Raw genomic sequence first — 14,879 nt, forward strand, 5'->3', positions numbered from 1 at the left:
TGGGCGCCGATGAACAGGGTGGGGGCGTTTGACGTTCGCCCCGCCGGCACAGCCGACCTAACCGCGATAGTCGCCTATGGATTTTGACCGCCAACGCATCGAGCAGGACCTGCGCGGTCAGCTGGCTGGCGAAATCCTGTGCGACCCGCTGACGCTCACCCTCTACGCGGGCGACGCCAGCATCTACCAGCGCACGCCGCTGGGGGTGGTCCGGCCCCGCAATACGCAGGACGTCTCGACCACGCTGCGGTACGCCACCGAGCACGGCATCCCCGTCCACGCCCGCGGCGCCGGCTCGGGACTGGCGGGCGGCGTGGTGGGCGAGGGGTTGGTGGTGGACTTCTCGCGGTTCATGCGGCGGATCGTCGCGATCAACGACGACACCGTCCGCGTCCAGGCCGGCGTGGTGCACGCCGAGCTCAACCGCACGCTGGCCGCCCACGGCCGGGTGTTCGGCCCCGACCCCGCGACCACCGAGGTCACCACGATGGGCGGCGTGCTGTCGGTCGACGCCAGCGGCAGCCACTGGCCCTGGTGCGGCTCGGCCCGCGACCACGTGCGCGAGATGAAGATCGTGCTGGCCGACGGCGAGGTGCTGGAGCTGGGTGGGCCCGCGGCCGCTGAACCGCGGCCGCCCCGGCTGGCGGAGCTGGAGCTGTCGGTCCAGGAGCTGGGCCAGCTGCACCGCACCGTCATCGAGACGCACCAGCCGCAGTCGCTGGTCAACGCCAGCGGCTACGCGATGCAGTACGCTCTCGCCGAGCCGGTCGACCTGATGCGGCTGCTGGTGGGCAGCGAGGGGACGCTGGCGCTGATCGCCGAGGCCGAGCTGCACACGCTGCCGCTGCCCAACTCGGTAGGGCGGGTGATGCTGATGTTCGACAGCCTGGACAAGGCCGTGCGGTGCGTCAGGGAGATAACGCCGCTGCGTCCCAGCGCATGCGACCTGATGGACCGGCGGCACCTGACCATCGCCCGCGAGTCCGACGTCCGCTACGACCTGATCATCCCCGCGGCCGCCGAGGCGGTGCTGCTGCTGGAATTCTTCGGCGACTCGCCTGAAGAGACGCAGACGCAGGTGGAGCGGGTGATCGCGCTGACGCAGAACGAGCTCGGCCTCGCCGCCGGCTACTACGCGGCCCAGGAGGAGGAGGACGAGCTGCTGCTGGGCCAACTCTCGCGGCGGTTCACTCAGACGCTGCACGGGTTGAAGGGCCGCCGCCGCGCGGCGCCCTGCGTGGAGGACATCGCCGTGCCGACCGAGGCGATGCCGGTCTTCGTGCGGCACCTGCAGGACGTGCTCAAGCGGCAGCAGGTCACCGCGTCGCTGTTCGCCCACGCGGCGCACGGGCAGCTGCACATCCGCCCGCTGCTCGACCTCCGCTCGAAGGAGGATGTCCGCCGGGTCGAGCTGCTCGCCAGCGAGCTGTACGAGAAGGTCTGGCTGCTGGGGGGCACGGTCGCCGGCGAGCACGGCGACGGGCTCAGCCGCACGCCCTTCCTCCGCCGGCAGCACGGGCCGCTGATCAACGTGTTCCGCGAGCTCAAACGCGCGTTTGACCCCAAGGGCATCCTCAACCCGGGCAAGATCACGCCGACGCCCGGCGAGCGGATGACCCAGCACCTCCGCCCATCGGCCCTCGCCAAGACCGACCCGGACGGGCCGCCCATCGTCGAACTCAGCCTGAACTGGACGCACGAGGAGGTGAACGCCGCGGCCTGGGCGTGCAACGGCTGCGCGAGCTGCCGCACCCAAGCGCCGGGGGTGCGGATGTGCCCGATCTTCCGCTTCGCACCACGCGAGGAGTCCTCGCCCCGCGCTAAGGCGAACCTGGTCCGCGGCGTGCTGACCGGCCAGCTGCCCGCCGACTCACTCACGCTCGACTCCGCCCGTGAGGTGGCCGACCTGTGCGTGCACTGCCACCAGTGCCGCCTGGAGTGTCCGGCGAACGTGGACATCCCCAGGCTGATGGTCGAGGCCAAGGCGGCCCACCTGAAGCAGAATGGGCTTGGTCCGCGGGACTGGAGCTTCACCCGCATGGACCTGATCAGCCAGATCGGTTCGCGGTTCCCGTCGGTCGCCAACTTCATCCTCGAGAGCCCCCGCGCCCGCTGGGTGCTGGGCCGCACGCTAGGCGTTGCGCCCGGGCGCCGGCTGCCCCGGTTCTCGACACGCCCGTTCCTTCGCGGCGCGGGGCGGCGGTCGCAGAAGCCGGTGCCGGGGCCGGTGGAGAAGGTGGCGTACTTTGTCGACACCTTCGCAAACTACTACGACCCCCAGCTCGCCGAGTGCTTTGTCGCGGTGCTCAGGCACAACGGCGTCGGCGTGATCGTGCCGGGCGACCAGGAGCAGTCCGGCATGGCGATGTTCAGCCAGGGCGCGGTGGACGCCGCCCGCCGGGTCGCGCGGCGGAATGTGGAGGTCCTGTCGGAGCTCGCCCGCCAGGGCTACGCCATCGTGGCGACCGAGCCCTCCGCGGTGCTCGCGCTGACACACGAGTACCTGCAGCTGCTGGCCGACGACGAGGACGCCCAGCTGGTTGCGGAGAGCACGCAGGAATCGTGCGACTACCTCTGGAAGCTCCACCAGCGCGGCGGGCTGAAGCTCGACCTGCAGCCCGTCGACCGCCGCGTGGCCTACCACGTCCCGTGCCACGTGAGGGCGCTGGGCGTCGGCTCGCCGGCCGGGAATCTACTGAACCTGGTGCCGCAGCTCCGCGTCAAGCAGCTAGAGAAGGGCTGCAGCGGCATGGCCGGCATGTTTGGGCTGCGGAAGGAGAACTACCGCCGCAGCCTGCGGGCCGGGCTGCCGCTGCTGACCGAGCTCCGCACCGGCGACTACGACTTGTCGGTCTCCGAGTGCAGCACCTGCGCCATCCAGATGCGGCAGGCCAGCCCGAAGCCGACGCTTCACCCCATCAAGGTGCTGGCGGCCAGCTACGGGCTGGCGCCCGGGCTTGATGCAGGGCTGAGCGGGGCGAGAATGACGGGGGAGCCGCAGTGAGAGTCACCGTGCTGCTGTTCGCCGGCGCCCGCGAGGCGGCCGGCGCCGACCAGGTGGATGTACAGCTGCCTGACGGCGCCACATACGCCGGACTGGCGGAAGCGCTGCGGCATGCGTTCCCGCCGCTCGAGCGCCTGGCGACAACCGCCCGGTTCGCCGCCGACGCCGCCTACGTCGACCTTAGCGAGCCGGTCGACCTGGCCGCCGAGATTGCACTGATTCCGCCTGTCAGCGGCGGCTGAAGACCTGCCATGATCCAGCTCACCGACCAGCCGATCGACCTCGCGCCGCTGATCGCCCAGGCGCAGCGCCCCGCCGCCGGCGCGGTGGTGGTGTTCTTGGGCATCACCCGCGAGTTCACCGGCGACCGCCAGACCGCCGAGCTGACCTACGAGGCGTACCCGGAGATGGCCCGCCGCGAACTGGCCCGGCTCGAACGCGAGGCGCGTGACCGGTGGCCGCTCGAGGAATGCTGCCTGGCCCACCGCGTCGGCGTCGTTCCGCTGAGCGAAGCGAGCGTGGCGGTCGTAGTGAGCTCGCCCCACCGGCCCGACGCGTTTGAGGCGGCCCGCTGGCTGATCGACGAGCTCAAGCTCTCGGCGCCCATCTGGAAGCAGGAACGCTGGGCCGACGGCACGACTGACTGGGTGCACCCGACCGAATCCAACGAGGCGCCCAACCAGTGAGCGAAGCCGACCACCCCGACCGGGCGCCGCTCGTCGACTCTTTCGGCAGGCGCCACACCAGCCTGCGGCTGAGCGTCACGGACCGCTGCAACATCCGCTGCGTGTACTGCATGCCGGACGAGCAGCTCCGGTTCCTGCCCCGCCAGGAGGTCCTCACGTTTGAGGAGATCGAGCGGTTTACCCGCGTCGCCGCGTGGCTCGGCGTCCGCAAGGTTCGGTTGACGGGCGGGGAGCCACTGGTCCGCTGCGACCTGCCGGCGCTCGTGCGGCGGCTGGCCGGCATCCACGGCATCGACGAGGTCGCACTGACCACCAACGGCGTGCTGCTGGAGCGGCACGCGGCCGCGCTGCAGGACGCCGGGCTCACGCGGCTGAACGTCAGCCTCGACAGCGTCCGCCAGGAGACATTCGTCCGCCTCACCCGCCGCGACGTGCTGCCGGAGGTGCTGGCCGGGATCGAAGCGGCGCAGCACGCCGGGTTCGAACCGATCCGCCTGAACGCCATCGCGATGCGGGGCGTGACGGAGGAAGAGGTCGTGCCGCTGGGCCGCTTCGCCCGCGAGCGTGGCCTGGAACTGCGGTTCATCGAGTACATGCCGCTGGACGCCGACGCCAACTGGCGGCGCGACCAGGTCCTCTCCGGCGACGAGATCCTCAGCCGGCTCGAGCAGGCGTTCGGGGCGCTCGAGCCCACGCACCGCGAGGACCCGAGCCAGCCCGCCCGCGACTACCGGTTTGTCGACGGCGGCGGCGTGGTGGGGTTCATCAACCCGGTCACGCAGCCCTTCTGCGGCGACTGCAACCGGCTAAGGCTGACGGCGGAGGGGCAGATCCGCAACTGCCTGTTCAGCACGGAGGAATGGGACGCCCGCGCCGTGATGCGGTCCGGCGGGACCGACACGCAGCTCGCCCAACAGGTCCGCGACGCGGTCGCCGCGAAGCGGGCCGGCCACGGCATCGACCTGCCCGGTTTCCACCGCCCCGAGCGGGCCATGTACCAGATCGGCGGCTGAACCGCCGTCGCCAGGCGCCAACGATGGACCGCATCTACCTGGACAACGCCGCGACCAGTTGGCCGAAGCCGCCCGGCGTCGTGGACGCCATGCGCCGCTTTCTGGAAGAGCAGGGTGGCTCGGCCGGCAGGGGAGGGCACGCGTCGGCGCTCGACGCGCAGGCGGTTGTGGAGCGTGCGCGGCGGTTGGTCGCCACGCTGATCAACGCCGAGGACGTTAGCCGCGTCGCCCTGATGTACAACGGCACCGACGCCCTCAACGCCGCGATCCACGGCCTGCTGGGCCGCAGCGACCACGTGGTCACCACCGTGTGCGAGCACAACTCGGTGCTGCGGCCGCTGCACCACGCCCAGCGGCGGCTCGGGTGCGAGCTGACCGTCGTCGACAGCGACGACCACGGACGCGTCGCTGCCGAACGACTGCTGGCCGCGGTCCGGGACGACACGCGGCTGGTAGTGATGACGCACGCCTCGAACGTGACCGGCGCCGTGCAGCCGGTCGCCGAGGTGGGCGCCGCGCTGCGGGACCGCGAGGCGCTGCTCTTGGTCGACGCGGCCCAGACCGCGGGCCACACGCCGGTCGACGTGCGCGAACTGGGCGCCGACCTGCTGGCGGCGTCGGGCCACAAGGGGCTGCTCGGCCCGACCGGCACGGGGTTCTTGTACGTACGCCCGGGGCTCGAGCGGCAGCTCTCGCCGCTCCGCCAGGGCGGCACCGGCGGGCAGAGCGAACTCGCCACGCAGCCGGCAGAGATGCCCACCCTGCTGGAATGCGGCAACGCCAACGCGGTCGCGTTGGCGGGCCTGGCCGCCGGGGTCGAGCACCTGCTGGACGCCGGCGTGGCTGAGGTCGCCCAGCACGAGCAGCGGCTATCGGCCAGCCTGCTGGCGGGCGTTGCCGCAACCTCCGCGGTGAGAGTGCTCGGGCCCCCGGCCGACGCCCCGCGAGTGGGCGTTGTGAGCCTGCTCGTCGATGGTTATGATCCGCACGAGCTAGCGTCGATCCTCGAGATGACCGCCGGGATCGAGTGCCGCGCCGGGCTGCACTGTGCGCCGCAGATGCACCGCCGGCTGGGCACGTCCGACGGCGGCGCCCTGCGGCTCAGCCCCGGCTTCGCAACCACGGACGATCAGATCGCCCTCACGGTTGCGGCCATCGCCGCGGTCGCTAGCAGCTGACGCCCGCGCATCGACCGCACCGGCCAGACCAAACCACATCCACCGCATGTCCACCGCCGCAGGCGACAAAACCCCCTGGTACCAGGACGGCCTCCGCTTCAAGTGCACGGGCTGCGGCGACTGCTGCACCGGCGCGCCCGGCTACGTGTGGGTCAACAAGGCGGAGATCGCCGCGCTGGCGGCGGAGGTTGAGCTGAGCGTCGCCGACTTCGAGCGGAAGTACGTCCGCAAAATCGGCATCCGCAAGAGCCTCGTGGAGTACGCCGACGGCGACTGCGTGTTCTTCGATCCCGAGTCCCGCGGGTGCCGCGTGTACGCCGCCCGGCCCCGCCAATGCCGGACCTGGCCCTTCTGGGACTCCAACCTCAAGTCCCCCGAGGCCTGGCAGGCGACCTGCGAGGAATGCCCGGGGGCGGGCCGTGGGAAGCTGTACCAGCTGGACGCTATCGAGACCGCCCGCAAGACGTTCCACGTCTGAGTCCGCCCGGACGTTGCTTGTAGTCCGCTGCTGGCGCTGCGTGGCGCCGTTTCTTGGGAATGTGCCGTTTAGGTAAAGCTTGCCGGTCAGGCGGCCGATACCCATTACAACGACTCACCGTCGTCGGCTGTGCGGTCGGTCCAGAAGTGGCGTAAGTCTTTTGCCATGAACGGTTTCCGCAGCTCAGCCGCTGTTCATCGGTGGTCGCGTCGCCAACAAGCGATGTAAGGTCTTTGGAAATTTGGGTTTACGAAAATCAACGAAGGCGCGCCACGCCGCGTGAGAGAGGTCGATTCCAGGCCGCTCCGACGCTCGCTGGCGATGCCCGATGTTGACACTAGTGCTTGCCAGACTTACACTTGGGTCATTAAGGGAGTCCTGTTTCGAGGGGGCTGATTCGGCTTTTCGCCGCCTTTCTCCAGGAGTCGGCTATGACTAAGAAAGAGATCGTCAAAACCATCTCCGAGGAGATCGGACTGACGCAGCTCAAGACGAAGGAGATCGTCCAAAAGACGTTCGACGCCATCGTCGAGACGCTGGTCGAAGATCACCGGATCGAGCTCCGCAACTTTGGCGTGTTTGAGGTCAAGAAGCGTGCCGCTCGCAAGGCGCGCAACCCACGCACGGGCGAGAAAGTCTCGGTGCCCGAGAAGTTTGTGGTGACCTTCAAGCCCGGCAAAGAGATGGAGGAACGGGTCCGCGAACTCGAGCGACGGGCGGCCGAAGAGCAGGCCCGCCGCGAGGCGGAGGCCGCCGCCCGCGAGGCCGCGATGAATGCACCGCCCGCAGCCAACGGTTCTCACTCACACACGCCGGCGTCGCCAACCCCTGACGCCGCAAGCGGTTACGATCAGCCGCCCCGCTACGACGCGGGCAGCTGAGTCGCCGCCAGCAGCCACCCGGGCCTTCGCCCGCTCTCTTCTGTCGCTTGCTCAGGCCGCCTGACCGGGCCAACTGCGCTGGACACCACCCGCAGCGGACGCTACCGTCCCGCGGCCGCGTGGTCCGGCGTCAACCAATTCAACCAGGGCAGCGCCCCCGGGACGCTCGACGCGTCGCGGAGCGGCGGCCCGAAGCGGCTAGTGTTGACTTTGCACGCCCCGGCGGGGCTAACCCGTTGAGGCGAAAGTGTTTCGAGAGTACGCCCGGACCCCGGGCGTTAGCAGAAGTCGGTGGGACCGGCTAACTTCGCGCCGCTGATCGGCTACCCCGGTCGGCGGGCACTCACGGAGGAGCGCAGCAGCAATGCGTAAGTGGATTCTAATCGTCGTTGCGGCCTGTGGCCTGGCTAGCAGCACCGGCTGCCTGCTGCCGATCTACTCGGCAGACCCGGCGCGCCGTGCGCAGGAGCTGATCTACACATCCGAGGACCTGCGTACGTTCCTGGACGAGTGGGAACGCATCTGGTTCCTGGACCAGCCCAGCCACATGAAGCCGTACCGCACCAACGGCCTGGTCATCTAAGGCCGGCTGGCTGAAACCTAGACGGCTGGCCGGGGCCGCTGCGCGGATTGTTCGCGCACGCCCGGCCCGATAGCATGGCTGGCTGTACCCATCGCCGCCCGCCACCCCTGTCTGCGCGCATGCTTGCTGATACCGCTACCGCGGCCTCGCTGGAGGTCTCGCTTGGCCGCCTGCGGCTGCCCAACCCGGTGCTGGTTGCTTCCGGCACGTTCGGGTACGCCCGTGAGATGGAGCGTCTGGTCGACCTCGGCCGCCTGGGCGGCATCGTACCGAAGACCATCACGCACGAGCCCCGTCAGGGGAACGCGCCGTGGCGCACGGTCGAGACCTCCGCCGGCATGCTGAACGCCATCGGCCTGGACAACGACGGCATCGAGGCGTTCATCCAGCATCATATGCCGTATCTGCGGACGGTCGGTTCGCCGGTGATCGTCAGCGTGGCGGGCCGCACGCACGACGAGTTCGTGTCGATGTGCCGCCGGTTGTCGGAGGTCGAAGGCCCCGCGGCGATCGAGCTGAATATCTCCTGCCCGAACGTGTCTCACGGCGTCGACTTTGGCGTCGACCCGCAGATGTGCGAGCGGCTGGTGGCCGACTGCCGCGCGGCGTGCGGCCTGCCGATCATCGCCAAGCTGACACCCAACGTGACCAGCATCGCCGTGATGGCCAAGGCCGCCGAGGCGGGCGGTGCCGACGCGCTGTCGCTGATCAACACCGTGCTCGGCATGGTGGTCGACTGGCGGAAGCAGAAGCCGATCCTGGGCAACGGCGTCGGCGGCCTGTCGGGCCCGGCCATCAAGCCGATCGCCCTGCGGTGCGTCTACCAGGCCGCGCAGGCGGCCCAGACCCCCATCATCGGCATCGGCGGCATCCAGAACATCGACGACGTCATGGAGTTCCTCGTGGCCGGCGCCACGGCGGTGCAGCTTGGCACCGTTAACTTCTACCGACCGACGGCCAGTATGGAAGTGCTGGACGCCCTGCCGGACGCGCTGGCAGAGCTTGGAGTCAGCACGGTAAGCGACGCGGTCGGAACCCTTAGCACAAACAAGTGATTCACCTCCGCCTCCCCGAAGGGGAGGCGCCTGGAAGCTCGCTTCACCCAAATCCGCTGCACCACCCACCAGCCACTACACACCACCCCATGCGCGTCCTCTCAGGCATCCAACCCACCGGCCCGTTCCACTGGGGCAACTACTTCGGCGCCATCCGGCAGTACATCGAGCTGCAGGACGTGGCGGACGAGTCGTACTACTTCATCGCCAACCTGCACGCGCTGACCACCGTGCGTGAAAAGGAGCTGCTGCAGCAGTACACGCTGGATGGCGCGCTCGACCTGTTGGCGCTGGGGCTCAACCCGGACAAGGCGGTGCTGTTCGTACAGTCGGACGTGCCGGAGGTGAGCGAGCTCTGCTGGCTGCTGATGACCGGCACCCCGATGGGCCTGTTGGAACGCTGCGTCAGCTACAAGGATAAGCTCGCCAAGGGGTTGAAGGCCGACGCCGGCCTGTTCACCTACCCGGTGCTGCAGGCGGCCGACATCCTGGCCTACGACGCCGACGTCGTGCCGGTGGGCGAGGACCAGCTGCAGCACATCGAGGTCTGCCGCGACATCGCCGGCAGCTTCAACCATCACTTCGGCGAGACCTTCACCATGCCCAAGGGTAAGGTGCTCGACCAGTCGGCCCGCGTGCCCGGCATCGACGGCGAGAAGATGTCCAAGAGCTACGGCAACACGCTCGCCGTGTTCGACGAGGCCAAGAAGCAGCGCAAGCAGATCATGCGGATCCAGACCGACAGCCGCCCGATGGACGAGGCCAAGGAGCCCGACGGCGACGTGCTGTACGACCTCCTGAAGCTGGTCGCCCCGCAGGAGCAGGTCGACGAGATCGCCGCGCTGTACCGCCGCGGCGGCTTCGGCTACGGCGACATCAAGAAGGCCCTCGCCGAGGCGGCCGAGAACTACTGGGCCGAGGTCCGCGAGAAGCGGGCCGAGCTGGCCGCCCGCCCCAACGACGTGCGCGATGTGCTGGCCGCCGGCGCCAAGAAGGCCCGGGCGAAGGCCGCCGGCGTGCTGAAGCGGGCGCAGGACGCGGCCGGTCTGTACCGCTCGTAGCCTTCGGACTGCAGCTTGACTACTGCGACAGCTTGCGGATCTGGTACCGCGCCTCGTCGGCGTTGTCGCAGATGATGGTGTAGAAGGCGGCCTCCTCGCCGATCTCCTCCATCCGCTTCATCTCCTTGTCGCGCCAGTTGCGGGCCGCGTCGGGCGAGCGGGTCAGCACCACGGTGGTGTAGAAGGTCCGCTGCTTCTTGTAGATCCGCTTGATCACGTAGTAGGTCTGGTTCTCGATCGGGTCCTTGTACTGCTTCTGGATCTTGGAGCCGGTGAGGTGCCGCTTGACGCGGTTCTCCACCGACTCGAAGTCCTCGCCAAAGTGCTTGACGAACAGCGGGTCCGGCCCGGACCGCTGGTTGTGGTCGCCCTGCAGCGGCGGCGTCTCGGCCAGGTCGCGGAGGTACGCGGCGAAGGCGTCGGTCTCGCGGCTGGCGAGGTAGTGGACGAGGCCCCAGCTGATGGCATAGCCGTAGGAGGTGAGGTTCTGGTAGCTGACCGCCTCTTTGACCAGCCGGCCGCTGCCGCCGGAGTCGCCGCCGATAAGCTCGTGCATGCGGATGTCGTTCACCCGGCCGGGGCCCTGCCAGCGGAGCACCCGCTCGGGCATCTCGCTCTTACCCTGCCGCACCACCTTGCTGCTGACGTTCAGCGGGCTGAAGTACTCCGGCAGGCCCTCGCTGACCCAGGCCGGCCAGCGGGAGAGCCGCTGCTGGATGCCCGTGTTGTGCAGTACCTGGTGGATGCCCTCGTGCGCGACGGTGTACGCAAACTGCTTCATGGCGAACTCCGGCGCCGCGTCCCACAGGCGGGTGTCCTCGTACAGGTAGACCCAGTTGCTCAGCGCGCTGTAGTACGCCGCGACCTCCGCCGGCATGCGGTCGTGGGCGTCGAACGACTTGCGGTCGGGGAAGATCACCACCACCAGCGGCGTCTTCGGGCGCTCGACCTCAAGGCCCCAGTCGCGGAGCTGGGTCACCACGCCGGACAGCATGGACGACAGGATCGACCGCGTGTGGTGGTAGAAGCCCTCGGAGCACTTGTAGGCGTACAGGTAGTAGCCGTCGTGCACGAAGGTGTAGTCGTTGAAGCCCTCGTCCCGCAGCCTGTCTTCGAGCTGCTGCAGCGTGGCGGAGCGGAACGGCTGGTCGCACGGGCGGGTGGCCGACCGCGAGACAAAGTCCGCGCGGCCGTCGGGCAGCACGATCATCCGCTTGTCGCCCAGCTCGCACGACACCTGGGCCACGACCGTCTGCCCGTCGGCGTCACGGACGTAGGTGGTGCGGGCCTTGGCGGGCGTGGACTTGACCTTCGCCAGGCCGGACAGCTTGCGTTCGACGACCCCCTGCGCCGGCGAGACGCCCGGGCCCTCGTCGTCGTAGTCGTCCTCGCCGGCGGTTTCGAGGCCGTCGCCCCCACGGCGGCTGGGGCCGCGGGGCGCGTTGGGGTTCTCCAGCCGCTCACGCATGTCCTCGAAGTCGCGGGCACGCTCGCGGGCCCGTTCCCGCAGGTCCTCGGCGGACCTCCGTTGCGCGCAGGCGGGGGCGGGGCAGAGCAGGGCACACGCAAGCAGCAAGAGCAGCAGCGCAGCGGGGCGGACGGGACGCATCCAGGAGCCTCGGTGGCGGAGTGGGGGCGAGAAGAGCAAGGGCGGGGACCGTAACGGGAGGCGGCTGCCCGCTGTCTAGTCTAAGGAACTCGAACGAACGGGTCGACCATATTCCACGACAACCGCGCCGTCCGACCTGAGTCCAATGACACCAACGCCGCACGAGCCGCAGGGTCGGCCTGCGCGGCGGTCAGCAGGCGCCGGCCGCGGTCCTACAACTAGCACTATCACTCCGACCGGCAGGGTCGCCGCGCGAATGTGGCCCAACGCGGTTCACTCTGTTCAGGCGGCCGCCACGGGCAGCCGAAGTTCGCCCTGAGTCCCTCACACGCCGCCCACGGAAGGGAGCGGCGTTGACCACCCGGCACGGAGGCGCACCGCCAGCCCGCTGAGGCGTCGCCGTGCGAACCGAATCTCCCGAGGTTGGAGGCCACCGCTACTTCTGGGCGGGGTCGCTCCTGCAGTGCGCCGTGGCGGTCTGGCTGGTGGCGGCGGTGTCACGCCGCGAAGAGCTCAGGTACCTGGCGCCCTACCTGGCGGTGATGATGGGGTTCACGTTGTTCGACCGCGTGCTGCGGCGCCACCACCCCAGCGTGCTGCGCGAGCTGATGCGGCCCGGCGTGTCGCTGACGGACAAGCTCACCTTTGTCGGCGGCGGCCTGCTGCTGACAACGCACTTCGTGGTTGGCGTGGCGGACGCGAGCTACTTCCACTGGTCGGGCGTGACGCCTAGTTGGGTGAGAGTCGTTGGCCTGGCCGTGATGATCGCCGGCTTTGGCCTAGCCGCCTGGGCGATGCTGCTCAACCCGTTCTTCTCGCCGGTGGTGCGGGTGCAGCGGGAACGCAGGCACCGCGTGATCACCGCGGGCCCCTACCGCTGGGTGCGGCACCCGTCGTACCTGGGGTTGAGCGTGGGCGCCGTGGCCAGTGCGTTCGCGTTGGGGTCGTACTGGTCGCTCATCCCGGCGTTGGCGTTCGTCGCGCTTTACGCCCGGCGGGCCCAGTTCGAGGACCGCGTGCTGAGCGAAGAGCTGGCCGGCTTCAGCCGCTACGCAACGCGGGTCCGCTACCGGCTGGCGCCCGGTCTCTGGTAGCGGCGCCGGCAGGTTGACGAACCGCAGAGTGTCGGCGGTAATGGTTGGTTTGCCCCCTCGACGAGGGCGCCGACCCTTCCCCATCTGCCAACGCCTAGCCGAATGAAGTTCCGCACCCGCGCCATCCACCACGGGCAAGAGAAGGACCCCCAGACCGGGGCCGTGACGCCGCCGGTCTATCTGTCGTCGACCTTCGTGCAGCACGAAGCGGGCAAGTGGCGCCAGTTCGACTACTCGCGGAGCGGCAACCCGACCCGCACCGCGCTGGAGACCACGGTCGCGTCGCTCGAGGGCTGCGGCGAAGGGGGCGCCCTGGCGTTCGCCAGCGGCATGGCCGCCATCCACTGTGTCACCGGGCTGCTTAAGTCGGGCGACCACGTGCTGGCGGGCAGCGACATTTACGGCGGCGCCTACCGGCTGTTCCACAAAGTGATGAACCGCGCGGGCATTGAGATCACGCTGGCGGACGCGACCGACCCGGCCGCCTTCGCCAAGGCGTTCCGCCCGAACACGAAGCTCGTGTGGGTCGAATCGCCCGGCAACCCGCGGATGACGATCTGCGACTACGCCGCCGTGGCCGAGCTGGCGCACCAGCACGGCGCGCTGATGGGGTGCGACAACACGTTCGCCACGCCGGTGCTCTGCCGTCCGCTGGAGCTCGGCGTGGACATCGTGATGCACTCGGCCACCAAGTACTACGGCGGCCACGGCGACGTGCTGGGCGGGCTGCTGGCCGTGCAGGATAAGGCGTTGCGTGATGAACTCTACTTCCTGCAGAACTCCACCGGCGCCGTGCTGGGACCGATGGACTGCTTCCTGGTGTCCCGCGGCATCAAGACCATGGAGCTCCGCGTGCTGGAGCAGTGCCGCACCGCGCTGAAGCTCGCCCAGTGGCTCGACGGCCACGAGCAGGTCGAACGCGTGCTCTACCCGGGCCTGCCGGGGCACCCCGGACACGAGGTCGCCAAGCGGCAGATGCAGGGCGGGTTCGGCGCCATGCTCTCGCTCGAGTTGAAGGGGGGCTACGAAGCGGCCCAGCGGATGGTGGGGGCGACCAAGCTGTTCCAGCTGGCGGTGAGCCTGGGCGGCGTCGAGTCGCTGATCGAGCAGCCGGCCAGCATGTCGCACGCCAGCTACGACGCGGCCGACCGCGCCAAGCACGGCATCACCGACGGCCTGATCCGGCTGAGCGTCGGTCTGGAAGACGCCGACGACCTGCAGGCCGACCTGCAGCAGGCGATGGACGCCGCGTTGGCAGGCTAACGGCCCGCCCTGAGCTGACCCACGGACACGCGACAACATGCAGCTTGGCTTCGTATCCGGCGTGCTGAACGACCTCGGCTTCGACGAGGTGATGGCTTTGGCCGCGCGCGAAGGCTTCGACTGCGTCGAGGTGATGTGCTGGCCCCCGGACGGGCCGGACAAGAAGTTCGGCAGCGTCACGCACCTGGACCTGACCAACCTGACGCCGGCCATGGCCGACGACATCCTCGGCGTGTGCGACCGCCACGGGGTCAGCATCTCAGCATTGGGGTTCTACTCGGTGCCGCTCTCCGCGGACCGCGAGCAGGCCGAAGCGGCAATCGCGTACCTGCACACGCTGATCGACGCCGCGCCGCTCCTGCGGCAGACGCTCATCAACACGTTCGTCGGCGCTGATTACCGGCTATCGATGGACGAGAACCTCAAGCTCTACGAGCAGGTCTGGCCCGACATCGTCCGCCACGCGGAGGACCAGGGCGTGCGGATCGGCATTGAGAACTGCCCGGTGCTCAACCGAAACACGTGGCCGTTCGGCGTGAACCTGGCGCACTCGCCGGCCGTCTGGCGGCGGATGTTCGACGCGATCCCGTCCGCCAGCCTGGGGCTGAACTACGACCCCTCGCACATGGCGATGCAGCTGATGGACCCGATCGCACCTCTGCGCGAATTCGCGGACCGTGTGCTGCACGTGCACGCCAAGGACATGCGGGTCGATCCCGACCGGCTGAACGACGTCGGCTCGCTCGCGCTGCCAATGGACCGCAGCGCCGCCAAGATCCCCGGCCGGGGGGACATCGACTGGGCGGCGCTCGTTGCCACCCTGTGCGAAACCGGCTACGGGGGCGCGGTTTGCGTCGAATGTGAAGACGCCGATTTCGGCGGACCGCTGCCGCGACGCACCCAGGGCCTGCGGATTGCCCGGGACACGCTGCGGCCGCTGATACCCAACACCGGGCTGCGCGGTTGAATTAGAA

At 69.2% G+C, this 14,879-nt stretch carries 14 protein-coding genes; 13 read left to right on the forward strand and 1 reads right to left on the reverse strand.

Annotated elements, in window-relative coordinates:
* The first annotated feature begins 76 nt into the window (after window positions 1–76).
* The 10 genes from KOR34_RS06065 (at window position 77) to trpS (ending at window position 9,939) form a co-directional block, all read left to right on the forward strand.
* Entirely contained in the window at window positions 77–3,004 is a 2,928-nt protein-coding gene (locus KOR34_RS06065) for an anaerobic glycerol-3-phosphate dehydrogenase subunit C (RefSeq protein WP_146563119.1), read from the forward strand.
* Window positions 3,001–3,246 carry a MoaD/ThiS family protein gene (locus KOR34_RS06070; RefSeq protein WP_146563121.1) on the forward strand — a complete coding sequence of 82 codons (246 nt, stop codon included), beginning with the start codon at window positions 3,001–3,003 and terminating at the stop codon, window positions 3,244–3,246. The genes KOR34_RS06065 and KOR34_RS06070 overlap by 4 nt, the downstream gene beginning before the upstream one ends.
* 9 nt (window positions 3,247–3,255) lie before the next feature.
* Window positions 3,256–3,690: a molybdenum cofactor biosynthesis protein MoaE gene (locus KOR34_RS06075; protein WP_146563124.1), complete on the forward strand. Its 435-nt coding sequence runs from the start codon at window positions 3,256–3,258 to the stop codon at window positions 3,688–3,690.
* Window positions 3,687–4,703 (forward strand): GTP 3',8-cyclase MoaA, encoded by a 1,017-nt coding sequence (moaA, locus tag KOR34_RS06080; RefSeq protein ID WP_146563126.1) that lies wholly within the window; start codon window positions 3,687–3,689, stop codon window positions 4,701–4,703. The genes KOR34_RS06075 and moaA overlap by 4 nt, the downstream gene beginning before the upstream one ends.
* Before the next feature lie 23 nt (window positions 4,704–4,726).
* The gene (locus KOR34_RS06085) at window positions 4,727–5,881 is read left to right on the forward strand and encodes an aminotransferase class V-fold PLP-dependent enzyme (protein WP_146563128.1); all 1,155 of its coding nucleotides are present in this window, start codon (window positions 4,727–4,729) and stop codon (window positions 5,879–5,881) included.
* A 46-nt stretch (window positions 5,882–5,927) separates the two neighbouring features.
* Complete coding sequence (locus tag KOR34_RS06090; protein WP_146563129.1) at window positions 5,928–6,359, forward strand: YkgJ family cysteine cluster protein; 432 nt, start codon at window positions 5,928–5,930, stop codon at window positions 6,357–6,359.
* Between the two features lie 431 nt (window positions 6,360–6,790).
* Window positions 6,791–7,240 (forward strand): HU family DNA-binding protein, encoded by a 450-nt coding sequence (locus tag KOR34_RS06095; RefSeq protein WP_146563131.1) that lies wholly within the window; start codon window positions 6,791–6,793, stop codon window positions 7,238–7,240.
* A gap of 364 nt (window positions 7,241–7,604) precedes the next feature.
* The gene (locus KOR34_RS06100; protein ID WP_146563134.1) at window positions 7,605–7,823 is read left to right on the forward strand and encodes a hypothetical protein; all 219 of its coding nucleotides are present in this window, start codon (window positions 7,605–7,607) and stop codon (window positions 7,821–7,823) included.
* 119 nt (window positions 7,824–7,942) lie between these two features.
* Window positions 7,943–8,878: a dihydroorotate dehydrogenase gene (locus KOR34_RS06105; protein ID WP_146563136.1), complete on the forward strand. Its 936-nt coding sequence runs from the start codon at window positions 7,943–7,945 to the stop codon at window positions 8,876–8,878.
* An 89-nt stretch (window positions 8,879–8,967) separates the two neighbouring features.
* Window positions 8,968–9,939, forward strand: coding sequence for a tryptophan--tRNA ligase (gene trpS / locus KOR34_RS06110; RefSeq protein WP_146563138.1), 972 nt, complete (start codon window positions 8,968–8,970; stop codon window positions 9,937–9,939).
* Window positions 9,940–9,958: 19 nt separating this feature from the next.
* Here the strand turns inward: trpS and KOR34_RS06115 are convergent, their stop codons facing one another.
* Complete coding sequence (locus tag KOR34_RS06115; protein WP_146563140.1) at window positions 9,959–11,548, reverse strand: DUF1570 domain-containing protein; 1,590 nt, start codon at window positions 11,546–11,548, stop codon at window positions 9,959–9,961.
* A 401-nt stretch (window positions 11,549–11,949) separates the two neighbouring features.
* Between KOR34_RS06115 and KOR34_RS06120 the strand changes: the two genes are divergently transcribed.
* The 3 genes from KOR34_RS06120 (at window position 11,950) to KOR34_RS06130 (ending at window position 14,872) form a co-directional block, all read left to right on the forward strand.
* Window positions 11,950–12,642: a methyltransferase family protein gene (locus KOR34_RS06120; RefSeq protein WP_146563142.1), complete on the forward strand. Its 693-nt coding sequence runs from the start codon at window positions 11,950–11,952 to the stop codon at window positions 12,640–12,642.
* A gap of 102 nt (window positions 12,643–12,744) precedes the next feature.
* Window positions 12,745–13,905, forward strand: coding sequence for a trans-sulfuration enzyme family protein (locus tag KOR34_RS06125; RefSeq protein ID WP_146563144.1), 1,161 nt, complete (start codon window positions 12,745–12,747; stop codon window positions 13,903–13,905).
* Window positions 13,906–13,942: 37 nt separating this feature from the next.
* Entirely contained in the window at window positions 13,943–14,872 is a 930-nt protein-coding gene (locus KOR34_RS06130) for a sugar phosphate isomerase/epimerase family protein (RefSeq protein ID WP_146563146.1), read from the forward strand.
* The last annotated feature ends 7 nt before the right edge of the window (window positions 14,873–14,879 follow it).

Source organism: Posidoniimonas corsicana, from assembly GCF_007859765.1.
Lineage (GTDB): Bacteria > Planctomycetota > Planctomycetia > Pirellulales > Lacipirellulaceae > Posidoniimonas > Posidoniimonas corsicana.

What these genes read in the sequence shown, in the direction of transcription:
- KOR34_RS06065 (WP_146563119.1), top strand. Translation starts at nt 77, where the DNA reads ATGGATTTTGACCGCCAACGCATCGAGCAGGACCTGCGCGGTCAGCTG.
- KOR34_RS06075 (WP_146563124.1), top strand. Translation starts at nt 3,256, where the DNA reads ATGATCCAGCTCACCGACCAGCCGATCGACCTCGCGCCGCTGATCGCC.
- KOR34_RS06085 (WP_146563128.1), top strand. Translation starts at nt 4,727, where the DNA reads ATGGACCGCATCTACCTGGACAACGCCGCGACCAGTTGGCCGAAGCCG.
- KOR34_RS06090 (WP_146563129.1), top strand. Translation starts at nt 5,928, where the DNA reads ATGTCCACCGCCGCAGGCGACAAAACCCCCTGGTACCAGGACGGCCTC.
- KOR34_RS06095 (WP_146563131.1), top strand. Translation starts at nt 6,791, where the DNA reads ATGACTAAGAAAGAGATCGTCAAAACCATCTCCGAGGAGATCGGACTG.
- KOR34_RS06100 (WP_146563134.1), top strand. Translation starts at nt 7,605, where the DNA reads ATGCGTAAGTGGATTCTAATCGTCGTTGCGGCCTGTGGCCTGGCTAGC.
- KOR34_RS06105 (WP_146563136.1), top strand. Translation starts at nt 7,943, where the DNA reads ATGCTTGCTGATACCGCTACCGCGGCCTCGCTGGAGGTCTCGCTTGGC.
- trpS (WP_146563138.1), top strand. Translation starts at nt 8,968, where the DNA reads ATGCGCGTCCTCTCAGGCATCCAACCCACCGGCCCGTTCCACTGGGGC.
- KOR34_RS06115 (WP_146563140.1), bottom strand. Translation starts at nt 11,548, where the DNA reads ATGCGTCCCGTCCGCCCCGCTGCGCTGCTGCTCTTGCTGCTTGCGTGT.
- KOR34_RS06125 (WP_146563144.1), top strand. Translation starts at nt 12,745, where the DNA reads ATGAAGTTCCGCACCCGCGCCATCCACCACGGGCAAGAGAAGGACCCC.
- KOR34_RS06130 (WP_146563146.1), top strand. Translation starts at nt 13,943, where the DNA reads ATGCAGCTTGGCTTCGTATCCGGCGTGCTGAACGACCTCGGCTTCGAC.